At 68.1% G+C, this 21925-nt stretch carries 17 protein-coding genes, 1 tRNA gene and 1 pseudogene; 9 read left to right on the top strand and 10 right to left on the bottom strand.

The window, feature by feature from the left end; all coding sequences use genetic code 11:
* The first annotated feature begins 182 nt into the window (after positions 1-182).
* The 3 genes from BTH_RS22190 to BTH_RS22180 all read left to right on the top strand — a co-directional run bounded on the left by BTH_RS22190 (position 183) and on the right by BTH_RS22180 (position 5850).
* The gene (locus BTH_RS22190; protein ID WP_009890304.1) at positions 183-1409 is read left to right on the top strand and encodes an efflux RND transporter periplasmic adaptor subunit; all 1227 of its coding nucleotides are present in this window, start codon (positions 183-185) and stop codon (positions 1407-1409) included.
* The gene (locus BTH_RS22185) at positions 1406-4552 is read left to right on the top strand and encodes an efflux RND transporter permease subunit (RefSeq protein WP_009890303.1); all 3147 of its coding nucleotides are present in this window, start codon (positions 1406-1408) and stop codon (positions 4550-4552) included. Before BTH_RS22190 ends, BTH_RS22185 begins: the two co-directional genes overlap by 4 nt.
* A 77-nt stretch (positions 4553-4629) precedes the next feature.
* Positions 4630-5850: a hypothetical protein gene (locus BTH_RS22180; protein ID WP_009890302.1), complete on the top strand. Its 1221-nt coding sequence runs from the start codon at positions 4630-4632 to the stop codon at positions 5848-5850.
* 22 nt (positions 5851-5872) lie between these two features.
* On the opposite strand, the gene BTH_RS22175 is transcribed toward BTH_RS22180, so the two are convergent.
* Together BTH_RS22175 and BTH_RS22170 are read right to left on the bottom strand one after the other, a co-directional pair.
* A complete protein-coding gene (locus BTH_RS22175) occupies positions 5873-7720 on the bottom strand; it encodes an autotransporter domain-containing esterase (RefSeq protein WP_009909087.1) in 1848 nt (615 codons plus the stop codon).
* 152 nt (positions 7721-7872) lie between these two features.
* The gene (locus BTH_RS22170) at positions 7873-8916 is read right to left on the bottom strand and encodes a DHH family phosphoesterase (protein ID WP_009890300.1); all 1044 of its coding nucleotides are present in this window, start codon (positions 8914-8916) and stop codon (positions 7873-7875) included.
* 80 nt (positions 8917-8996) lie between these two features.
* Here BTH_RS22170 and BTH_RS33885 point away from each other — a divergent pair, with 80 nt between their 5' ends.
* A complete protein-coding gene (locus BTH_RS33885; RefSeq protein WP_226805905.1) occupies positions 8997-9293 on the top strand; it encodes a hypothetical protein in 297 nt (98 codons plus the stop codon).
* Positions 9294-9814: 521 nt separating this feature from the next.
* Here BTH_RS33885 and BTH_RS22165 read toward each other — a convergent pair.
* Both BTH_RS22165 and BTH_RS22160 read right to left on the bottom strand, forming a co-directional pair.
* Positions 9815-9908: transfer RNA gene (locus BTH_RS22165), tRNA-Ser, on the bottom strand.
* 113 nt (positions 9909-10021) lie between these two features.
* Complete coding sequence (locus BTH_RS22160; protein WP_009890299.1) at positions 10022-11272, bottom strand: aspartate kinase; 1251 nt, start codon at positions 11270-11272, stop codon at positions 10022-10024.
* Here BTH_RS22160 and BTH_RS31825 point away from each other — a divergent pair.
* Positions 11255-11494, top strand: a pseudogene (locus BTH_RS31825) (hypothetical protein); the annotation flags it as partial. The gene BTH_RS22160 and the pseudogene BTH_RS31825 overlap by 18 nt on opposite strands.
* A 118-nt stretch (positions 11495-11612) precedes the next feature.
* On the opposite strand, the gene tilS reads toward BTH_RS31825, so the two are convergent.
* The 4 genes from tilS to cysS form a co-directional block, all read right to left on the bottom strand.
* The gene (tilS, locus tag BTH_RS22155; RefSeq protein ID WP_011402215.1) at positions 11613-13097 is read right to left on the bottom strand and encodes a tRNA lysidine(34) synthetase TilS; all 1485 of its coding nucleotides are present in this window, start codon (positions 13095-13097) and stop codon (positions 11613-11615) included.
* 43 nt (positions 13098-13140) lie between these two features.
* A complete protein-coding gene (locus BTH_RS22150; RefSeq protein ID WP_009890295.1) occupies positions 13141-14112 on the bottom strand; it encodes an acetyl-CoA carboxylase carboxyltransferase subunit alpha in 972 nt (323 codons plus the stop codon).
* 102 nt (positions 14113-14214) lie between these two features.
* Entirely contained in the window at positions 14215-15153 is a 939-nt protein-coding gene (locus tag BTH_RS22145; protein WP_009890293.1) for a DNA-3-methyladenine glycosylase family protein, read from the bottom strand.
* Positions 15154-15200: 47 nt separating this feature from the next.
* Positions 15201-16598, bottom strand: coding sequence for a cysteine--tRNA ligase (gene cysS, locus BTH_RS22140; RefSeq protein WP_009890291.1), 1398 nt, complete (start codon positions 16596-16598; stop codon positions 15201-15203).
* Positions 16599-16828: 230 nt separating this feature from the next.
* Here cysS and BTH_RS22135 point away from each other — a divergent pair, with 230 nt between their 5' ends.
* From BTH_RS22135 to BTH_RS22120, 4 genes are all read left to right on the top strand, one after another.
* Entirely contained in the window at positions 16829-17551 is a 723-nt protein-coding gene (locus BTH_RS22135; protein WP_025369305.1) for a tetratricopeptide repeat protein, read from the top strand.
* A 55-nt stretch (positions 17552-17606) separates the two neighbouring features.
* Positions 17607-18182: a peptidylprolyl isomerase gene (locus BTH_RS22130; RefSeq protein WP_009890287.1), complete on the top strand. Its 576-nt coding sequence runs from the start codon at positions 17607-17609 to the stop codon at positions 18180-18182.
* Positions 18183-18262: 80 nt separating this feature from the next.
* The gene (locus BTH_RS22125) at positions 18263-18754 is read left to right on the top strand and encodes a peptidylprolyl isomerase (protein WP_009890286.1); all 492 of its coding nucleotides are present in this window, start codon (positions 18263-18265) and stop codon (positions 18752-18754) included.
* 23 nt (positions 18755-18777) lie between these two features.
* Positions 18778-19578, top strand: coding sequence for a UDP-2,3-diacylglucosamine diphosphatase (locus BTH_RS22120; protein WP_009890284.1), 801 nt, complete (start codon positions 18778-18780; stop codon positions 19576-19578).
* 342 nt (positions 19579-19920) lie between these two features.
* Here BTH_RS22120 and cysE read toward each other — a convergent pair whose 3' ends face one another.
* Entirely contained in the window at positions 19921-20703 is a 783-nt protein-coding gene (gene cysE, locus BTH_RS22110) for a serine O-acetyltransferase (protein ID WP_009890280.1), read from the bottom strand.
* Positions 20704-20904: 201 nt separating this feature from the next.
* Positions 20905-21816, bottom strand: a complete 912-nt coding sequence (locus BTH_RS22105) for an RNA methyltransferase (protein ID WP_025404099.1) — start codon at positions 21814-21816, stop codon at positions 20905-20907.
* Positions 21817-21925 lie beyond the last annotated feature (109 nt).

The raw sequence follows: 21925 nt of genomic DNA, 5'->3' as shown, positions 1-21925 counted from the left end.
GCGCGCGCGTCGAACGGCGCCGGGCGAACCCGCAACGCCCGGCCTCCGATCCCCGTTCGGCCGGCGCCATCACGTCGCCCCGGCCGTGACGCTTGCGCCCGAACATACCTCCGTCCGTTCACCGACGCCGACATCGCGCCGCGATGCCGGCCGCATCCATTTGTACGCCAACCCGCATGCCCATGCCTTTTGTCACACGCCGTCAACTCGTTGCGCTCGCACTGATATCGCTCGTCGCGATCACGCTTGCCGCGTGGCTCGCCAAACCTTCAGCCGACGCGCGCGCCGCCGCCGCGAAGCAGGCCGACGCCGCGATTCCCGTCACGGCGGCCGTCGTCGGCACGATGAACCTGCCCGTCTACCTGACCGGGGTCGGCTCCGTCACGCCGCAGTACGACGTGACCGTGCGGAGCCAGGTCGACGGCCAGATCACGAGCGTGCGGTTCCGGGAAGGCCAGCACGTGCATGCGGGCGACGTGCTCATCGAGATCGACCGCCGGGCGCTCCAGGCAGCCGCCGATCAGGCCGCCGCGAAGCTCGAGCAAGACAAGGCGACGCTCGCGAACGCCCGGCTCGAGCTCGAGCGCCATCAGCGGCTTGCCGAAGTGAACGCGGCGCCGAAGCAGATGCTGGATACGTGGAAGGCGCGCGTCGACGAACTGCACGCACAGATTCGCGGCGACCAGGCCGCCGTGCAGAACGCCCGCGTGGCCGTCGATTACACGACGATCCGAGCGCCCATCTCCGGGCGCGTCGGGTTTCGGCTCGTCGACCAGGGCAACCTCGTGAAGGCCAACGACACCGCGCTGCTCACGCTCGTCACGACCTCGCCGATCACCGCGATCTATTCCCAATCGCAGGACGCGCTGCCGGCGATCCAGGCGGCGCTGCGGCGCGGCGCGGTCGAGGCCGTCGCGCTGAGCACGGACGGCGCGGCGGTGCTGTCGCACGGACGCCTGAGCACGATCGAGAACCGCGTCGATCCGGGCAGCGGCGTGGTCCGGATGAAAGCGGTGTTCGAGAATGCCGACGGCGCGCTGTGGCCGGGACAGTCGGTGATGATCCGCACCGTCGTCGACGTGCTGCGAAACGCGACGGCGGTGCCGGAGGACGCGATCCAGATCGGGCCGGACGGCAGCTTCGTCTACGTGATCGGCGCCGGCGACAAGGTCGCGGTGCGGCCGGTCCAGGTATCGCATCGGGTGCACGGCTACACGGCCGTCGCGAACGGCCTGCGCGCCGGTGAGCGCGTCGTCGTGCAGGGCCAGTACCGGCTGCAGGACGGCGCGCGCGTCGCCGCGACGATGATGCCGGCGCGCGACGATGACGCCGGCGCGACGGGCGACGGCGCGCGGGCGGCGGGCCGCGAAGCGGCGGCCGCGGCCGCGACGGACGCGCACCGATCATGAGCAAGAACCTGTTCGCGGTGTTCATCCGCTACCCGGTCGCCACCTGCCTGATGACGGCGGGCATCCTGTTCGCGGGCGTGGCCGCGTATTTCCATTTGCCCGTCGCGCCACTGCCGCAGGTCGAGTTCCCGACCATCCAGGTCTCGGCCGTGCTGCCCGGCGCCGATCCGGTTTCGGTCGCGTCGACGCTCGCGCAGCCGCTCGAGACGCAGTTCTCGAAGATACCGTACGTCACGCAGATGACGTCGCAAAGCACGCTCAGCTCGACGTCGATCGTGCTGCAATTCAGTCTCGATCGCAGCATCGACGCGGCCGCCAACGACGTGCAGTCCGCGATCGACGCGGCGGCCGCGCAACTGCCGGCGGACCTTCCCTCGCCGCCGACGTTCCAGAAGGTCAATCCGGCCGACTCGCCGATCATGCTGCTGAGCGCGATATCGCCGACACTGCCGCTCACGACGATCGACGACTATGTCGAGACGCGGCTGACGAAAAGCCTGAGCCAGATCGACGGCGTCGGCAGCGTGTCGATCGGCGGGCAACAGAAGCCGTCGATCCGCATCCAGCTCGACCCGGTCAAGCTCGCGTCGCGCGGCCTGTCGTCCGAGGAGGTGCGCCGCGCGCTGTCGGGCCTGTCGGGCGTGAATCCGAAAGGCGTGTTCAACGGCACGACGCGCTCGTACACGATCTACACGAACGGACAGCTGACCGATCCGGCGCAGTGGAACGACGCGATCGTCGCGTACCGGGACGGCACGCCGGTGCGCATCCGGGACATCGGGCAAGCGGTGCTCGGCCCCGAGGACAACACGCTTGCCGCATGGATCGACGGCAAGCGCGCGATTTCGGTCGGCGTCTACAAGAAGCCCGGCGCGAACACCGTCGAGACCGTCGACAAGATCCGCGCCAGGCTGCCCGAGCTCGAGGCGTCGCTGCCGCCGTCGCTGAAGATCGCCGTGCTAGCGGACCGCACGCAGACGATCCGCGCGTCGCTGCTCGACATCGAGCTCACGCTGCTGCTGAACGTCGTGCTCGTCGTCGTCGTGATCTACGCGTTTCTCGGCAGCGTGCGCACGACGATTATCCCGGCCGTCACGGTGCCGGTCTCGCTGTTCGGCGCGTGCGCGCTGATGTGGGTGTGCGGGTACAGCCTCGACAACATCTCGCTGATGGCGATGACGATCGCGGTCGGCTTCGTCGTCGACGACGCGATCGTGATGGTCGAGAACATCGCGCGCCACGTCGAGGCGGGCGAGCGGCCGCTGCAGGCGGCGCTCAAGGGGCTGAGCGAAACGAGCTTCACGATCGCGTCGATCAGCATCTCGCTCGTCGCGGTGCTGCTGCCGCTGTTGCTGATGGGCGGCATCATCGGCCGCATGTTCCGCGAGTTCGCCGTCACGCTGTCGATGACGATTCTCGTGTCCGCATTCGTCTCGCTCACGCTCACGCCGATGATGGCGTCGTACCTGCTGCGCGCGAATCGCCGCGACGACGGCCGTGCGCCGCGCCCCGGGCTCTTCGAGCGCGCGTTCGCGCGGATGGCGGCCGCGTACGAGCGCGCGCTCGACGTCGCGCTGCGGCACCGTTTCGTCACGCTGTGCGCGTTCTTCGCGTCGGTCGCGGCTTCCGTGTTCCTCTACGTCGGGATTCCGAAAGGCTTCTTCCCGCAGCAGGACACGGGCGTGATCACCGGCGTTTCCGAAGCCGCACAGACCATTTCCGTCGAGGACATGGCCCGCCACTCGATGGCACTCGCCGCGATCATCCGCGCCGACCCGGCCGTCGAGCATTGCCAGATGGCGGTGGGCGGCAGCGCGTATGCGGGCACGACCGTGAACAACGGCCGCTGGTACATCACGCTCAAGCCGCGCGATCAGCGCGACGCCACCGCCGACGAGGTGATCCGCCGGCTGCGGCCGCAATTCGCGAAAGTGCCCGGCGTGCGCATGTACCTGCAGGCGGCGCAGGACGTGATCATCGGCGCGCGGCTCGCGCGCACCCAGTACCAGCTGACGCTGCAAAGCGCCGACGTCGGCGAGCTGACGAAGTGGGCGCCGCGCCTGCTCGCGCGGCTGTCCGTGCTACCGCAGCTGCGCGACGTCGCGAGCGACCAGCAGGTGAACGGCTCGGCGCTCAGCGTCGCGATCGACCGCGATCAGGCCGCGCGCTACGGCCTCACGCCCGAGGCGATCGACGGCACGCTGTACGACGCGTTCGGCTCGCGCCAGGTCGCGCAGTACTTCACGCAGTTGTCGACCTACAAGGTCATCATGGAAACGCTGCCGTCGCTGCAGCGCGATCCGGGCACGCTCGACAAGCTCTACATGAAATCGCCGTCGGGCGCGCTGGTGCCGCTGTCGTCGGTCGCGCGCTGGACGACCGACACGGTGCAGCCGCTGTCGGTCAATCACCAGTCGCTTTTCCCATCGGTCACGATCAGCTTCAACCTCGCGCCCGGCGTCTCGCTCGGCGAGGCCACGGCCGCCATCGAGGCCGCGCAGGCCGCGCTGCGCATGCCGCCCGCCGTCGTCGGGTCGTTCCAGGGCACCGCGCAGGCATTCCAGAGCACGCTCGCGACGATGCCGATGCTGATCCTGTCCGCGCTCGTCGTCGCGTATCTGGTGCTCGGCGCGCTGTACGGCAGCTTCATCCATCCGTGGACGATCCTGTCGACGCTCCCGTCGGCCGGCGTCGGCGCGATCGCGACGCTGTGGCTGTTCAAGTACGACTTCAACCTGATCGCGCTGATCGGCGTGATTCTTCTCATCGGCATCGTCAAGAAGAACGGGATCATGATGGTCGACTTCGCGATCGCCGCGACGCGCGAGCAGAACATGACGTCGTTCGACGCGATCCGCAGCGCGTGCCTGCTGCGCTTCCGGCCGATCATGATGACGACGATGACCGCGCTCTTCGGCGCGCTGCCGCTCATGTTCACGCCCGGAATGGGATCGGAGCTGCGGCAGCCGCTCGGCTACGCGATGGTGGGCGGGCTTCTGGTGAGCCAGGTGCTCACGCTGTTGACGACGCCCGTCATCTATCTGTATCTCGATACGCTGTCGAGCCGCCTGAAGGCGCGCTTCAGGCCGCTCGGCCCCGACATGCCGTCGAACGCGCATGTGGAGGGCGCGACCCAGGACTGACGGGCCGCGCGCCGCCTCGCGCGGCGCGCGCCCGCCGCCGCCTTCCCGCGCCCCACCCGTCAGAACGGACTCGCCCCATGCGCGCATCGCGACCGGCCGGCAACGACGATTACCCGTTCACTGTCCTGCGCGTCGCCACGCTCGCGCTCGACTACGCGAAGGGCTTTCTGTTGCCGCTGCTCGTCTATCAGCAAAGCGGCGGCAGCACGCTCGCGGTCGGCATCGCCTATTTCGTCGAATTCATGCCGCGCGCGCTGCTTTCGCCGACGTTCGGCTCGATCGTCGACAGAAGCGTCGGCAAGCGGCTTGCATTCGCCGTCGAGGGCTCGCGCCTCTCGTTCATGCTGGCGTGGCTGCTGCTCGGCAAGACCCATTACGGGTGGATGCTGTCGAGCGTCGTGTCGCTGCTGTCCGGCATGTCCCTCGTGTACTACGAGGCCACCGCCGCGCAGCGGCTCGCGCCCGCCGGCCTGCAGCGCTTCCAGACGCGCTCTCAACTGCTCGAGCCGCTCGCGCGGCTCGCGGGGCCGGGCGTCGCCGCGCTCGCCTTTTCCGGACTGTCCGCGCGGGCGGCCATCGGCGCGCTCGCGCTCGGCTACGGGCTGTTGTTCGCGGCGTCGATCGCCTGGCGCGCCGCAACCACCCGGCTATTCGCGACCGCCACCGACCGCTGGACGCTCGCATCGGAACGCGCGCGCTTCATCGCGCTCGCGACCAACGTGAAGCTGCTTGCGCTCACATTCGCGGGCGGCTTCCTGAACGTCTTCTTCGGGGTCTTCCAGTCGCTGATCGCGCCGACGATGATCGGACTGTACGGCCTGCCGGCCGCGTACAGCGCGATGCCCAATCTCGCGGGCGGCGCGATCTCGTTCGTGCTGTGCATCGTGATCCCGCGCTGCGCGAGGGATCTGCGCCCCGCCGGGTTCGGGCGCCTCGGCGTGCTGTGCCTCGCCCTCGCCGCCGTCCTGTCGGCGGCGAACCTGAGCGCGTGGCTCTTCTGCGTGGCGTTCGGGCTGCTGATCGTCGGCAGTGCGTTCTTCGGCATTTTCTTGCGCGACAAGCGCTACGAACTGATCCCCGAGCGGCAGCTCGCGCAAGGCATCGGCGCGACCACGTCGGTGATGACCGCGTTCCTGCCGGTCGCGGGGCTCGTGACCGCCGCGACGAACGCGTTTCCCTCGGTGCTCGTCATCGGCGCCGTCGGCCTCGTCGTGGCCGCCGCGCTGCTCGCCGCGATCCGCTTCGTCGGCGGCGACGCGCACGGCGCGGCGCGGCGCTTCGCGGCCGCGGACGACTAGCCGCGGCGCTCGCGCCGCCCGCTCAGAACGTGCCGCCCAGCAGCGCGAGCAGCGTGTACGAACGGCGCTGCGCGTTGCCGAGATCCGCCTGCACGGCGAGCTTGCCCCGCCACCGCTTCGCGGGATTCACGGTGAGCGCGACCGACAGCCGCTCATAGGTCGCGCTCGCGCCATCGACGGCCGTGCTGATCGGCAGACCGGGCGCATAACGCTGGGCCGTGACGAGCGTGCGGTCGCCGAACGCATCGTGCCGCAGGTGCGCCTCGGCGGACAACTCGCCGGCGCGCAGCCCGATCGCCGCGAGCGGCGCCGCGAAGCGCACGCCCGCTCCGGCGCTTACGCCCTTCAGCCGCTGCACGCCGACGTCCTGCGCGAGGATCGGGTCGCCCTCCTCCGCGTAGCCGCGCGTGACGAGCTGCGCGTACCCGATGTCGGCAACGGGGCCAAGCCGCGCGCCGCCAAGCGGGAACAGGAATCCGGCCTTGACGAGCCCGCCGAAATCGAAGCCGGTGGTATGCGCGCTGATCGCCCCCGGCAGCACGGCGCCGCGATCGAGCCGATACTGGCTCCAGCCTGCGCCGACGTACGAACGCACGAACAGGCCGGCGCGGTCGAACGCATGATAGAAGCCGAGCCGGTATGCATGCATCCCGATCCGCCCTTGCCCGCCGGCGATCGAGCCGCTCGCGTTGCCGCTCGAAAAGAGCGCGCCGGCGCTCGACTCAGCGGACAGCTTGTAGTCGGCGCCGATCGAGAACATCTCGACATCGCTGTCGAACGCGTCGATGCCGTTTGCCGCGCCGTGAAAGTTGCGCGTATAGCCGACGTCGGCGAACAGCGACAGCTTGTCCGACAGCGCGACACGCGGCGCACCGAGCGGCCCGCTGTCGGTCATGTTCAGCGCCGACAGCGCGCTCGCCCGGGCGACGTCGAGCCCGAGCGCCGGCGCGGTCGAGATCGCGGCCGGCGCATTCAGCTGATTCGCGAGGTAGAGAGCGATGTACTCGTGCACGCTCGTCATCATGTGCGTGCCGTCCGCCGTGAGATAGGTGTTTTGCAGGCCGACGACGCCGCCGTTGCAGGACGGCACGTGGCGGCATTGCACGTCCGGCGCGTCGTTCAGCCCGTATGCGGACGGATTGCGGCGCATCTGGTTCAGCAGGCCCGACACGTCGAACAGGTGAACGTTGACACCTTGCCGCGAGAACTGCACGAGATCCGCGGGCAGCTTGCCGTTGTAGTCGACATATCCGGGCCGCGTGCCGTTGGCGTCGTTCAAGTTCAGGATCACGAACTGGCGCGCGCCGATCCCGATCAACCGCCGCACCTGCGCATTGAGGTTCGTGAGCGTGTACGCGCTCATTTCCGCGATGTTGGCCGGCCGGGGCACGCCGAGAAACGGCTCGATGCCGTTCAGGCTCGCCTTGGTCAGATCCTGGTCGTTGGTGCCGATCCAGATGCCGACCAGATCGTCGCCCCGCAAGCGCGGATGCGCGGCGATCAGTTGATCGACCTGATCGACGAACCCGGGCAGCGAGCGCCAAGTCGGGCGCGTCGGGATGATGTTGAGATAGCCGCCGTGCCCGCTCAGCGCGCCGTTGATCGCGTAATCGTCATCGGGCGCGAATCGCGCGCCGATCAGGCTCGGCAAGTATTCGGCCCACACCGGGCCGTTCGACGAGCGGCCGTTGCGAAAGATCGTCGACGTCGCGTTCGGCAGGATGCCGGTCAACCTGACGACGCGGCCGTTGTCGGTCAGGCTGTCGCCGAGCGCGTAGAACGCTTGGGCGCAGGCCGCCGCGGGCAGCGCCAGCGCGATGCCGAGCGCGATCGCCGCAACCGCGCGCGTTTGCTTCGAATCGATTTTCATTCGGCGGAGCGCCGTCCCTCGATATTTGGTATGCATGTCGTCCGAGGCTCGTGGGCGAGCCCTTCTCGTATTCGAAAACCACGGCTGAAAATCAACGCTTCACGCAGCGCTATTCCCCCGCACGAACCGGCGCCGCGCGGGCCGCCTGCGGCTCAGCGGGCGAAGGTGGCCCGCAAGCGCGCGGCGAACTGGTCGACGTCGGCATCGGGAAGGCGGTCGATTCCCGCCGCGAGCTTGCGTCCGCCTCCGGTGTCGAACAGTCGGCAGAAATCGTCGGCGCCGACCGCACTGCCGGCGGGCACCCGCACGCTCACCACGTAGCCGCCGTCGCGCCGCGGGCTCAGGACCGCGAGCGCGCGGGCGGAGCCGTCCGCCATCAGCTCGTTCGCCAGCACGCCGCTCACGCGGCGCGCCCATTTCTCGGCGGGCAGCACGAGCATTGTCGCGCCGGGCACGTCGAACGCCGGCTCGATCGAGCGTGCGCGAAGCAGATCGTCGCGGTAGCCGTCGGCCAGCACCGGCAGCACGTCGGTTCCGGCGATGAAGTCGAGCGGGTCCGCATACGGCAGCATCGCGTCGGCCAGCGCATGGGGCGAGAAATACAGATCGCCGAGATCCTCGCCATACGCGTTGTAGTTCAGGCAACGGCCCAATTGCGCGAGCAATTCGGTTGCGCCGGACGCGATGCCGTGCTGTCGCGCCAGCGCGCGGCCGACGTCAGGCAACGCGTCGCCGAACGCCGCGACGACGGCCCAGCCCGCATGGCGTCCCCGCAGGTAGCGATCCACGAGCACGCTCGTGCAGACGTCGGGCGCGGTGTCGATATACGCGTGAAAGCGCGGATGGTTCGGCAGCTCGCCGGCGAAGTGATGATCGAAGTAACGCAGCGCGGCGCCTGCCGCGAGGATTCGCGCGACGTCGCCGCGATTGCGGTCATGGGACACGTCGAGCACCGTGACCCGGCACCCCGGTCCGGCCGACACGCGCGACAGCAGTTGAATGTCGCGCTTGACGCCCGTCACGAGCGAGGTCCCCGCGCCCTCGTCGAGCCGCAGTTGCTGCAACGCGCACAAGCCGTCCGCGTCGCCGTTGAACACGTAGATTTCCTGCGCCGCCACGCGAGCCGCCGTCTCCGCGGCTTCGGCGTTCGGGCCCTGCGCATCGCGAATTTCCGGCGTGAATGGGGTGTCGTTCAAGTTATCCTCTTTTCAAAATCGAATAAAGACGAACCTGCCGTGGTCGATCGCCTCTTTCAGTCGACAGGAGCGCGACGTCCATGTCAATTCGCGATTTGTCTCCGGTTTTCGAGCCGTTCATCGCCGGCGATGCCTTGACCCGTCACGCACGAAATCGCCTGGATGAGCGCGCGCCGCTTTCGTCTCGATATGCGTCGACTGCTTCGGCCCGATCCCCGATGCGCATAGGCGAGACTACATGCCGCGCGAATCGGGTTGTTTCAACGACGTCCGCCACGCGATATCAAACGGCCTTGTTCGATCGATATCTGTTTGGCAAGCCAAATATCCTCGCATTGCCGATCGATCATCGCCGATTTTGGATATCAGCGGAATGATTTCGGCAATATCGCCAATAACCGATGGAATCGCCAAGCTGGGGCATTTCGGAATGCATCGCCGCACTCGCGTAGCGCGCGGCCCATATGCGCAGGTCAGACCGTCGCTCGGGGGCAAGCGCGGCGAGATCGAGCAAGCATCGGTTCAGTCGGGGAAAGATGATCGGACAGGGATGGCGGGCAACGTGCCGGCATCGCGAACACGTCGAGCGGCGGTTGCCTATGCTGTTCCTGCCGCGCTCCTGTTGATTCGCTCAGCCGAGGATCTCGCATGCAGGCGTGGCCCCGATGATGATCGAGGACTTCGCGCGGTGCGCGACGGCCGCCGGCACGCGCCGCGTCAAGCGAACGCATGTCCGCTGTCGTGGGCGCGGAAAACCGCAAGCCGAAACCGCCGATGCGCATGGGACCTTATGCCGCCGCCGTCCGCGAGGACGACAGCGCTCGCCGACAGCGCCGCGAAGACTCCAAAAGAAAAGCCCCGCAAGTCCGAAGACTCGCGGGGCTTGTTCCGCCATTTCTGGCGGAGACGGAGGGATTCGAACCCTCGATCCAGGTTTTGGCCCAGATGCTCCCTTAGCAGGGGAGTGCCTTCGACCTCTCGGCCACGTCTCCCAAACCTTCGCTCGCGCCAGGGAGGCAGCGCGACGAAACCAAGATTCTATAGGGTTACGGGGCCAAGGTCAATTTCCGCGACGCATTTTCTTCGGCGCGTCACGGAAATTTCATCACGCCTGATCGAGTTCGAATGCCTTGTGCAGTGCGCGGACCGCCAATTCCATGTATTTCTCGTCGATCAGCACCGAAATCTTGATTTCGGACGTCGAGATCATCTGGATGTTGATGCCCTCCTCCGACAGCGTGCGGAACATCGTGCTCGCGACGCCGACGTGCGAACGCATCCCGACGCCGACCACCGACACCTTCGACACCTTCGGGTCGCCCAGCACCTGCTCGGCGTTCACGTGGCCCTTCACCTGGTTCGTGAGGATGTCCATCGCCTTCTGGTAATCGCCGCGGCCGACCGTAAACGTGAAGTCGGTTTTCCCTTCGACGCTCTGGTTCTGGATGATCATGTCGACGTCGATGTTCGCATCCGCGACAGGGCCGAGGATCTGATATGCGATGCCCGGCTTGTCGGGCACGCCCATCACCGCAATGCGCGCTTCGTCGCGCTGGAACGCAATGCCGGAAATGACTGCCTTTTCCATGGTCTCGTCTTCTTCAAAAGTAATCAGGGTACCCGAGCGCATCTCTTCGTCGAGCGGAATCTGCGGATCGGTGAGGCTCGACAGCACGCGCGTCTTCACGCGGTACTTGCCCGCGAACTCGACCGAGCGGATCTGCAACACCTTCGAGCCGAGGCTCGCCATTTCCAGCATTTCCTCGAACGTCACGCTATCGAGCCGGCGCGCCTCTTCGACGACGCGCGGATCGGTCGTGTACACGCCGTCGACGTCCGTGTAGATCAGGCATTCGTCCGCCTCGAGCGCCGCCGCGACCGCGACCGCCGACGTGTCCGAGCCGCCGCGGCCAAGCGTCGTGATGTGGCCGTCCGGATCGACGCCCTGAAAACCCGTGATGATGACGACCTTGCCCGCGTCGAGATCGCGGCGCACGCGCTCGTCGTCGATCGAATGAATGCGCGCCTTCGTGTACGCGCTGTCGGTCTTGATCGGCACCTGCCAGCCGGCGTAGCTCACCGCCTCGACGCCGATTTCCTGCATTGCGATCGACAAGAGGCCGACGCTGACCTGCTCGCCCGTCGACGCGATCATGTCGAGCTCGCGCGGGCTCGGCTGGCTCGAGATCTCTTTCGCGAGACCGAGCAGGCGGTTCGTTTCGCCGGACATCGCGGACGGCACGACCACCATCTGGTGCCCGGCCTGATGCCATTTTGCGACGCGTTTCGCGACGTTCTTGATGCGCTCGACCGAGCCCATCGAAGTGCCGCCGTATTTATGTACGATGAGTGCCATTGTCGTTCAGAACTGGAGAAGGGCCGCACGGGCGTACTGGACAGACCGCGGTGCCGTTCGGTCACGCGGCTTGTGGCTGTGGACGGACGACGGGAAGAACGGCTGGGGCGCAGCACGCGGGCGTGGCGATTTGCCCGGAGAAGGCGGATCAGGCCGCGCAAACCGGGTACGTCACGCGGAAAACCTGCACAAAACGCTCGAAAATCGAGCCGAGCAAACGCCCGAGCGTACCCGATCGACGGCTGCTTGACAAGCCGAGCGGCCGTCGGCAGGCCGGGTCGCAACCTTTTTCCGCGGGCCCGGGATTCGCGGCCGCCGCGACGCACGCCGGACGCGTCGTCTACGCAATCAGCATGTCGGGCCGCCATTCGATGCGCCGCCAGCCGCCGGGCGCATCGGCGCCGTCGTGCGCCGCACGGTTCACGCCGATGCGCGGCACGAACAGCAGTTGGTCGCCCACGTACAACAGCGGGACGTCGCGCTGCCAGGCCGGCACGCCGCGCTCCTGGAACACATTCTTCAGCGTGCGCCCCGGGCCGCCGCGCCACACGCGCATGCGCTCGCCTCCCGCGCGCGCGCATGCGCGCAGGTCGGCGGCCGCGAGCAACGCCTCCGGCACCGCATCCGGCTCGTGCGCCGCGACCGGGCTGAATACGAAGGTGCCGCGCCATCCGGGCACGCGCCACACCTCCTGCCCCCGCCAGGCAAGCACGCATTCCGGCGGCCGTGCGGCGCTCAGCGTGTCGTCGCCCGCGTCGTCACCCGTGTCCTCGCCCGTGTCGTCGCCGGCCGCATCGGCGCGCATCGTTCGCGCCGCCGCCGATGCAGCGCCGTCGACCGCTTCCCATTGAATGTCGTCGCGATAAAGACGCAGGCGCCATCCCGCATGATCGACGCGCAACGCATACGCGTCGCGCGCCGCGCGCAGTTGCTTCATCATCTCGGCAAGGCGCGCGGCCGACGCGCCCGGCAGCCCGAGCGAGCGCATCCAGTAGCGCAGCAGATTCGCGCCGCGCTCGTCGTCGAGCACAACGAGCGCATCGCGCGACAACACGCGGGCGTCGTCGCGCGCGACCGCGCGCAGATCGATCGCGGCGAGATCGTCGAGCAGACGCTGAGCCGCCGCCGCATGCTGCGCGGCGCGGCCGAGCGCATCGCGAAAACCGGGAAAGTGCGGCGCAAGCGCGGGAAGCACGTCGACGCGCAGCGCATTGCGCGCATAGCGCGTATCGGCATTCGATTCGTCGTCGATCCAGCGCAGCGCATGCTGCTGCGCGTAGCGCTCGAGCTGCGCGCGCAACAGATGCAGGAGCGGACGCACGCGCATGACGTCGGCGAGCGCCGGCCGGTACTGCGGCGCCATCGCCGCCAACCCCGCGATACCCGCGCCGCGCAGCAATTGCAGCAGCACCGTCTCCGCCTGATCGTCCGCGTGCTGCGCGAGCCACAGCGCGCGCGCGCCGTACCGCGCGCACATCGTCTCAAGCGCGCGATAGCGCACGTCGCGCGCGCTCGCCTCGACGCCCTGCCCGCTCGCGCGCGGCACGTCGACGCGCGCCGCGTCGAATCGCACGCCGAGCGCCTGCGCAGTTTCCGCGCAATGCGCGAGCCACGCGTCGGCGTTCGCGCTCAAGCCGTGGTGCACATGCAGCGCGATGCAGCGCCCGGCGCCCGCGATGCGCGCGGCCGCGTGCAGCAGCACCGTCGAATCGAGGCCGCCGCTGTACGCGATCGCGATCGGCGCATCGTCGGGCGGCGCGGACAGCGCAACGCCGATCGCGTCGAGCACGACGCGATCGGCGGAAAATTCATGAGGGGAGATCACGGAGGAAAGGCGCGACGCGCCTCGCGATTCGACGGCCCGGCGCTCACGCGCGCGCCGTCGTTTCCTTGTACTTGCCGTAGGCCATCAGGCGTTCGAAGCGGCGCTCGCGCAGCGCATCGACGCTCATGCCCTGGAACTGGCGCAGCGAATCGCCGAGCGCGCGGCGCAGCAGCGCGGCCGTGCCCTTCGGATCGCGATGCGCGCCGCCGAGCGGCTCGTTGACGATCTTGTCGATGAGGCCGAGCGCCTTCAGGCGATGCGCGGTCAGGCCGAGCGCCTCGGCCGCTTCCGGCGCCTTCGCCGCGCTCTTCCACAGGATCGACGCGCACCCTTCCGGCGAGATCACCGAATACGTCGAGAACTGCAGCATCATCACCGTATCGGCGACCGCGATCGCGAGCGCGCCGCCCGAGCCGCCCTCGCCGATCACCGTCGCGATGATCGGCGTCTTCAGCTCGGCCATCACGTACAGATTGTGGCCGATCGCCTCCGACTGGCCGCGCTCCTCCGCACCGACGCCTGGATACGCGCCCGGCGTGTCGATGAACGTGAAGATCGGCAGCCCGAACTTTTCGGCGACGCGCATCAGGCGCTCCGCCTTCCGGTAGCCTTCGGGGCGCGGCATCCCGAAATTGCGCGCGGCGCGCTCCTTCGTGTCGCGGCCCTTCTGATGGCCGATCACCATGCACGCATGGCCGTTGAAGCGAGCGAGGCCGCCGACGATCGACAGGTCGTCCGCGAACGCGCGGTCGCCGTGCAGTTCGTGGAAATCGGTGAAGAGTTCGCTCACGTAATCGAGCGTATACGGCCGCTGCGGATGGCGCGCGATCTGCGACACCTGCCAGGGCGTCAGGTGCGCGTACAGATCCTTCGTGAGTTGCTGGCTCTTTTTCGACAGCCGCTCGATCTCTTCCGAAATGTCGACAACCGAATCGTCCTGCACGAAGCGCAGTTCCTCGATTTTCGCCTCGAGCTCGGCGATCGGCTGCTCGAAGTCCAGAAAGGTGGTCTTCATGTGTCTGAAATCCTTGAATCTTGCGGCAGCGCGTATTCTAACCGCGCCCGCCGGACGCAAAACCAGGTCGCAACTATCGATCGGCGAAAGCAATAGCCTCGGTCAGTTATTGGCGGTCAGCGGATCGAGACTGCGCCACATGTACCAGGTGGCGACCGTTCGCCACGGCTCCCAGTTCGCCGCCACCTCACGCGCCTCGCTGCGTGTGACGGGCTCGCCGCTGAAATAATTGACGCTGATCGCGCGAATGAGCCCCAGATCGTCGAGCGGCAGCACGTCCGGGCGCGACAGATTGAAGATCAGGAACATCTCGGCCGTCCAGCGTCCGATCCCGCGAATCTGCGTGAGCTCGGCGATCACGTCCTCGTCGTCCATCGACGCCCATTTGTCGACGTGCAGCGCGCCCGACACGAAGTGCTGGGCGAGGTCGAGGATATATTCGGACTTGCGCTTCGACAGGCCGCACGCGATCAGTTTTTCCTGACCGAGCTTGATGATCTGCGGCGGCGCGAGCTTCGGGCACGCGGTCTCGATCTTGACCCAAACCGACTGCGCGGCGGCGACCGAGATCTGCTGGCCGACCACCGAGCGCGCGAGCGTGACGAACGAGTCGCCGCGCTTGACGAGATGCGCCGGGCCGAATTTCGGGATCAGCTTCTTGAGAATCCGGTCGCGCTTGACGAGATCGGCGCACGCCTTGTCCCAGTACGGCGGACGCGCGACCGTCTCGGCGTCGGAGAGCTGCACCGGCACGGCGGCCTCCGATACGCGCGCCTTGCGCGCGGCGGGCTCCGCCGCGGCAACGCCGGCCTCGCGCGGCAACGCGTCGGCGACGTGCTCGCCATCGACCTTCGCACGCGCCGACTTCGCGGCGGCCGTGCGCAAGCTCGGCTTGTGCGCGGCGCCATTGGCCGCGCCGTTCGGCGCCGCGCGCTTCGCGCCCGCCTTGTGCACCGCCGGCGCACGCGCGCCGGCCCGCTTGGCCGCAATCGGCGGCTGCGTCGCCGCGCGCTTAGCCGGCGCTTTTCTGGCCGTTGCCATCTAGCCTCCTACCTGGCGAATCGATCAGCGGGACAGACGATGCGCGCTCATACGCGACGCCACTCGGTCGATCCGCCCGGTTTGTCTTCAAGTGCGATCCCGGCTTCGAGCAGTTCCGCGCGGATCCGGTCCGCTTCGGCATAGTTCTTCGCCTGCTTCGCCGCGACGCGCGCGGCGATCCTCGCTTCGATCTCGTCCGGCTCGAGCGCGCCCGTGCGCGCGGCGCCCGCCGCCTGCTGCAGGAACTCGCGCGGCTCGCGGCCGAGCAGGCCGAGCAGGCCCGCGAGCCGCTTGAGCTGGCGCGCGAGCGCCGGCTCGCGCGTGCGGTTCACCTCGGTCGCGAGCTCGAACAGCACGGCGACCGCGACCGCCGTGTTGAAGTCGTCGTTCATCGCGGCCGCGAAACGCTGCGCGTGCGCCTCGCTCCAGTCGAGCGGCGCCGCATCCGGCGTCACGTCCTTCAGCGCCGTGTAAAGACGCGTGAGCGACGCGCGCGCGTCGTCGAGATGAACGTCGCTGTAGTTGAGCGGCGAACGATAGTGCGTGCGCACGATGAAGAAGCGCACGACCTCGGCATCGTACTTCTCCAGCACTTCGCGGATCGTGAAGAAGTTGCCGAGCGACTTCGACATCTTCTCACTATCGACCTGCACGAAGCCGTTGTGCATCCAATAATTGACGAAAGTTTGTCCGGTCGCACCCTCGCTCTGCGCGATCTCGTTCTCGTGATGCGGGAACTGCAGGTCCTGGCCGCCGCCGTGAATGTCGAAGTGCTCGCCGAGCAGCGTGCAGCCCATCGCAGAGCATTCGATGTGCCAGCCCGGGCGGCCCGCGCCGTACTTCGATTCCCACGACGCGCCGGCCGGCTCCTCAGGCTTCGCGCGTTTCCACAGCACGAAATCGAGCGGGTCGTCCTTCGCGTCCTTCGCGGCGACGCGTTCGCCCGCGCGCAAGTCCTCGAGCGACTTGCCGGACAGCTTGCCGTAGTTCGCGAACTTGCGCACCGAATAGTTGACGTCGCCATCCTTCGCCTGATAGGCGTACCCGTTCGCCTCGAGCTTCTCGATCATCCCGAGCATCTGCGGGATGAAATCGGTCGCGCGCGGCTCGATGTCCGGCCGCTCGACGCCGAGCGCGTCGAAATCCGCGTTCATCGCATCGATGAAGCGGCGCGTGAGCGACTGGATCGTCTCGCCGTTCTCGAGCGCGCGGCGAATGATCTTGTCGTCGATGTCGGTGATGTTGCGCACGTACGTCACGCGATAGCCGGCCGCGCGCAGCCAGCGCTGGACGATGTCGAACACGACCACCATCCGCGCATGGCCGATATGGCAATAGTCGTAGACGGTGATCCCGCAGACGTACATCCGCACTTCGCCGGGCTGCCGCGGCACGAAGTCTTGCTTGTCACGCGCGAGCGTGTTGTAGATGCGCAGTGATTCCATAGAGACGAAAGTGAGCCGAAGGAAACCGCCTGGCGATGCTCGCCGTGCATGCGGCGCCCGACAGGACTTCTGGCTGGGCCGCGTGCCGTGCGCTTCCTCGGATGACATGCGGCGATCGATCCGCAAGCGAAGCGGTGACGGCCACGAGAGGCAAAGACTGCCCGCGGCTCGCCGGAACGCGCGGACGTTTTGTTAGAATGGGTCGGAGTATAACATTCCGATTTGAGCCTATGAAACCTTCCCGCGGCCGTGCGCCGAGCGCTGCGACCCTTGTTGCGACCGCCGCCGTGAGCGCCGCGCTCGCGCTCTTTCCGGGCGCGGCGGCCCTTGCGCAGAAAGCGCCCGCCCCCACCGACGGCACGCCGGAAATCGACGCGTCGATCGCGAATCGCGACTGGACGCAGGCGCTCGCGCGGCTCGACTCGCGCATCGCGTCGAACCCGCGCGACGTGCAGGCGCAATTCAAGCGCGGCACCGTGCTCGCGCGGCTGAACCGCGACGACGACGCGATCAAGCAGTTCGTCGAGCTGACGCAGGCCTATCCGGAACTGCCGGAACCCTACAACAACCTGGCGGCGCTCTACGCGAAGCACGGTCGCTACGACGACGCGCGCAGCGCGCTCGTCACGGCGACGCACGCGAATCCGAACTACGGCCTCGCATACGAGAACCTCGGCGATCTGTACCTGCGCCTCGCGGCCGAATCGTACAAGCGCGCGCAGTCGCTCGGCCGCACGACGGGCGCGACCGCGCAGCGCCTGTCGGACCTGCAGCGGATCATCACGCCGCCGAAGACGAAATCGGCGGCCGCGCAGGCGCCGGCCGCGCGCGACTATTCGGCGCGGCCGGCCGCGAACGTGACGACGACCACGCTGCCGCTCTCTCCGACATTCCAGTTCGGCGGCCCGAGCGGCATGCTCGCGATGCCGCCTTACGTCGCACCGTCGCAATGACGCAATGACGCGCGGCGGCCGCCGCGCCTTTCCTTCACCCACCCAGAGGACCGTTATGAAACGTCTGTTGCTGGCGCTCGGCAGCGCCGCCCTCCTCGCGACCGCCCCCGCGTTCGCGCAATCGGCCGCGACGCACCCCGTCGTGCAGCTGAAGACCACGCAGGGCGACATCCGCGTCGAGCTGTACCCGGAGAAGGCGCCGAAGACCGTCGCCAACTTCCTCGATTACGTGAAGGCGGGCCAGTACAACGGCACGATCTTCCATCGCGTGATCAAGGGCTTCATGATCCAGGGCGGCGGCTACAAGACGAATTTCGACGAGAAGCCGACTCGCGCACCGATCCCGCTCGAGAGCAAGAACGGCCTGAAGAACGCGACGGGCACCATCGCGATGGCGCGCACGAGCGATCCGAACTCGGCGACCGCGCAGTTCTTCATCAACACCGTCGACAACGCGGGCCTCGACTATCCGAATCCGGACGGCAACGGCTACGCGGTGTTCGGCAAGGTCGTGTCGGGCATGGACGTCGTGAAGAAGATCGAGGCCACGCCGACGACGGTGCGCGGCCCGATGCGCGACGTGCCGGAAAAGCCGATCGTGATCGAATCGGCGACGATCGTCTCGAAATAAGCCAGCCCGACTCTTTCGCGCGGCCGCGTCGTCCCGAGCGGCCGCGCGCCGTTTAAACCCCATCCATCGAAGGAATCATCATGGTCGAACTGCATACGAACCACGGCGTCATCAAGCTCGAACTCGACGAGGCGAAGGCGCCGAAGACGGTCGAGAACTTCCTGAACTACGTGAAGAAGGGCCACTACGACGGCACGATCTTCCACCGCGTGATCAACGGCTTCATGATCCAGGGCGGCGGCTTCGAGCCGGGCCTGAAGCAAAAGCCGACCGACGCGCCGATCGCGAACGAGGCGAACAACGGCCTGAAGAACGATACGTACACCATCGCGATGGCGCGCACGAACGATCCGCACTCGGCGACCGCGCAGTTCTTCATCAACGTGAACGACAACGACTTCCTGAACCACTCGTCGCCGACGCCGCAGGGCTGGGGCTACGCGGTGTTCGGCAAGGTCGTCGAAGGCCAGGACATCGTCGACAAGATCAAAGCCGTCAAGACGGGCAGCAAGGGCTTCCACCAGGACGTGCCGAACGACGACGTCGTGATCGAGAAGGCCGTCGTGGTCTGAAGCCGGCGCGACGGGGCATCGGGATGCTGCAGGAAACGCCGCCGCGAAGCGTGTTTGCGGGCGTGCCGGGCGAGCGCGGGCTCGCGCACGCGGCGCGCCCGTTCCTGTTCGTCTCCGATCTGCACCTGAGCGACGCGATCCCGCACACGGTCGCCGCGTTCGAGCACTTCGTGCGCGTGACGGCCGACAGCGCGGATTCGGTGTTCATCCTCGGCGATCTGTTCGAATACTGGATCGGCGACGACATCCTCGACCACGATCCGTTCGCCGCACGGATGGCGGCCTTGCTGCACACGTTCTCCGAGCGCGGCATCGCGCTCTACGTGATGCGCGGCAACCGCGACTTCCTGCTCGGCAAGCGCTTCATGAAGGCGGCGGGCGCGCTCCTCATTCCGGACCCGTCCGTCGTCGTCGCGTTCGGCAACCGCATCGTGCTCGCGCATGGCGATGCGCAATGCACGGCCGACCGCGGCTACCAGTGGTTTCGCCGCTTCGCGCGCAACGGCATCGCGCAGCGGCTCTTTCTCGCTTGGCCGTTCGCGTGGCGACGCGCGCTCGCGCAACGGATGCGCGCATCGAGCGAAGCCGGCCGGATGCGCCCCGCTTCGCCGCGCTATGACGTGACGCGCAAGGGCGTCGCCGCGCTCTTCAAGCGCAGCGGTGCGCACACGATCGTTCACGGCCACACGCACAAACCGGCGCGGCATGTCGAGGCGGGCGGCGTGCGCTGGGTGTTGCCGGATTGGGAGCTCGACCACGGGCCGCGACGCGGCGGCTATCTGCGCGTCGACGCGGAAGGGATACGTGCGCTGCCGCTCGATTGAGCTGCGCGCGCTTTCGAACGATCAAGCTTTCAGAACGCCGCCATGCAAGGCCGCCGCTGCCGGCGGCGCCTGGCGCCGGCGAACGCAAGGCGCGCGACGAAGGGCGTGCTCGTCGCGACTGCCGATCCCGCGCCGATGCCGACGAACGATACGGCGGGTCCGCACGACATCGGGCGCACGATGCGAACTCGCGCCGCGCGGCTTGCGCGACGCCGCTTGACGCCGGCGCCCTCTCCCGTATTGCCGCGCATTACCGCGTGTGACGCGCCGACAAACCGCCGGCAAGCGAATCGCATTCGGCGATATCCCGCGCCGCGGTTGGCCGCAGCCCCCCGCCCGCGCTCAGCGCTCGGCCGACTTCCCGTCCAGCGCTCGCCCCTCGAACGCGGCGGACAGGCGACGCAAATCGAGCCGCGCGCCGTCCGAGCCCTGCAGCGCGTCGAGATGCGCCCCCAGACGCTCGAGCGCGACGACGATCTCGTCGACGCGCTGCGCCTCCTTTGCCGCATGATCGATGAGGCCGTGAATCGCGAGCGACATCGGATCGTCGGCGTTCGGCGTGATCCCGTACGCGCAGAACGCCGCGCGCTCGGGCGTACGTTTCGCATCGGCTGCCATCACGACCCGCGCCGGATTGCCGACCGCAGTGCCCCCCGCCGGCACCGGCTTCACGACGACCGCATTCGAGCCGATCTTCGCGCCCGCGCCGACCGTGAAGCCGCCCAGCACCTTCGCGCCCGCGCCGACGATCACGCCGCACTCGAGCGTCGGGTGACGCTTCGCGCCGCGCGTGAGCGACGTGCCGCCGAGCGTCACGCCCTGGTAGATCGTGCAGTCGTCGCCGACGACGGCTGTCTCGCCGATCACGACGCCCATTCCGTGATCGATGAACACGCGCCGGCCGAGCGTCGCTCCCGGGTGGATCTCGATGCCGGTCAGGAAGCGGCCGACCTGCGACACGAACCGGCCGAGCCAGCGCCAGTCCGAACGCCAGCACGCGTGTGCGATCCGGTGAAATACGAGCGCATGCAGCCCCGGATAGCACGTGAGCACTTCCCACGCGCTGCGGGCGGCGGGATCGCGCGCGCGGATCGTGGCAACGTCTTCGCGAAGTCTCGTGAACATGGTGGTGACGATGAAAGAAGGAAACCCGGTGCGCGGCCGCCGGGCGGAGCCGTTGTCGCGTTATCGCGTTATCGTTTTGACAGCTTTGCTTATGACACGCCGACGATTGTAGAACCGCCGCCGCGAGCACGCTGCGGGCGCCGCGTTCTCCCTGCTGCGGCCGCGGGTATAGCACGCGGGGCCACGGGGCCCCGCGCCGCGTCAGCCATCCCGTCCGGCCCCTCGCCCGGCGTCGCGGCCGGAACGCTCCGCGTCGCCCGGGTCGCTTTCGCCGTCGCCCGAGGCGCCCGCGCGCGCGGCCGTGCCGCCCGCCCTCAGCAAGATGTGCTTCGCGATCCCGCGAACGATGTTCACTTCCTCGCGTTCGAGCCCCGTTCGCGCGAAGAGCCGCCGCAGCCGCGGCATCAGCTTCTTCGGATTGCGCGGATCGAGGAAGTCGAGCGCGATCAGCGCATTTTCGAGATGAACGAACATCCGCTCGATCTCGTCGCTTTGCGCGCGCGCGCCGAGCGCGGCGTCCGGCGGCGTGGCGGGCTCGCCGTCTTCGAGCAGCGCGACGCGCAGCTCGTACGCGAGCACCTGCACCGCCTGCGCGAGATTGAGCGAGCTGTAAGCGGGGTTCGCCGGAATATGCGCGATCGCGCTGCAACGCTCGACGTGCTCGTTCGACAAGCCGGTGCGCTCGTTGCCGAACACGAACGCGATGTCGCCCGTGCGCACCTGCTGGAGCGCGCTCGCGGCGGCCGCGCGGGGCGCGAGCCGCGGCGGCCCGTACTCGCGCGAGCGCGCGGTGAGCGCGAGCGACCATTGCACGCCGTTCAGCGCGTCGGCGAGCGTCGGCACGACGTGCGCGGACGCGAGCACGTCGTCGGCGCCGCTCGCCATCGCGAGCGCCTCCGGATCGCTCTGCACGCACGGCACGCGCGGCGCGACGAGCACGAGGCGCGAAAAGCCCATCGTCTTCAGCGCGCGCGCCGCCGCACCGACGTTGCCGGGGTGGCTAGGCTCGACGAGCACGAAGCGCGTCGACGTGAATCCGCCGCGCGCGGCCCGCGCCGGACGGGATGTGGCCGCGCCGGCGAACGGCGCGGACGGTTTCTGCTGAGATTCCAAAACGTTCATTTCGACTGATCGGGATGCCGGTATGGTATCGCCAACTCGCCGACAAACCCACTCGTCCGAACGGACGATCGAGCGGCACGCGCGCCCCACGCGCAACCGT

Source organism: Burkholderia thailandensis E264, assembly GCF_000012365.1.
Classification (GTDB): Bacteria; Pseudomonadota; Gammaproteobacteria; order Burkholderiales; family Burkholderiaceae; genus Burkholderia; species Burkholderia thailandensis.
Note: the sequence above shows the minus strand (reverse complement) of the source record. Positions and strands in the feature narration are given on the sequence as shown.

Bases quoted from the DNA above. Each gene is read 5' to 3' on its own strand.
- BTH_RS22125 (WP_009890286.1), top strand. From the start codon at position 18,263: ATGGTCGAACTGCATACGAACCACGGCGTCATCAAGCTCGAACTCGAC.
- cysS (WP_009890291.1), bottom strand. From the start codon at position 16,598: ATGGAATCACTGCGCATCTACAACACGCTCGCGCGTGACAAGCAAGAC.
- BTH_RS22145 (WP_009890293.1), bottom strand. From the start codon at position 15,153: ATGGCAACGGCCAGAAAAGCGCCGGCTAAGCGCGCGGCGACGCAGCCG.
- cysE (WP_009890280.1), bottom strand. From the start codon at position 20,703: ATGTTCACGAGACTTCGCGAAGACGTTGCCACGATCCGCGCGCGCGAT.
- BTH_RS22180 (WP_009890302.1), top strand. From the start codon at position 4,630: ATGCGCGCATCGCGACCGGCCGGCAACGACGATTACCCGTTCACTGTC.
- BTH_RS22130 (WP_009890287.1), top strand. From the start codon at position 17,607: ATGAAACGTCTGTTGCTGGCGCTCGGCAGCGCCGCCCTCCTCGCGACC.
- BTH_RS22150 (WP_009890295.1), bottom strand. From the start codon at position 14,112: ATGAAGACCACCTTTCTGGACTTCGAGCAGCCGATCGCCGAGCTCGAG.
- BTH_RS22160 (WP_009890299.1), bottom strand. From the start codon at position 11,272: ATGGCACTCATCGTACATAAATACGGCGGCACTTCGATGGGCTCGGTC.
- BTH_RS22120 (WP_009890284.1), top strand. From the start codon at position 18,778: ATGCTGCAGGAAACGCCGCCGCGAAGCGTGTTTGCGGGCGTGCCGGGC.
- BTH_RS22185 (WP_009890303.1), top strand. From the start codon at position 1,406: ATGAGCAAGAACCTGTTCGCGGTGTTCATCCGCTACCCGGTCGCCACC.
- BTH_RS22135 (WP_025369305.1), top strand. From the start codon at position 16,829: ATGAAACCTTCCCGCGGCCGTGCGCCGAGCGCTGCGACCCTTGTTGCG.
- BTH_RS22190 (WP_009890304.1), top strand. From the start codon at position 183: ATGCCTTTTGTCACACGCCGTCAACTCGTTGCGCTCGCACTGATATCG.
- BTH_RS22175 (WP_009909087.1), bottom strand. From the start codon at position 7,720: ATGAAAATCGATTCGAAGCAAACGCGCGCGGTTGCGGCGATCGCGCTC.
- BTH_RS33885 (WP_226805905.1), top strand. From the start codon at position 8,997: ATGTCAATTCGCGATTTGTCTCCGGTTTTCGAGCCGTTCATCGCCGGC.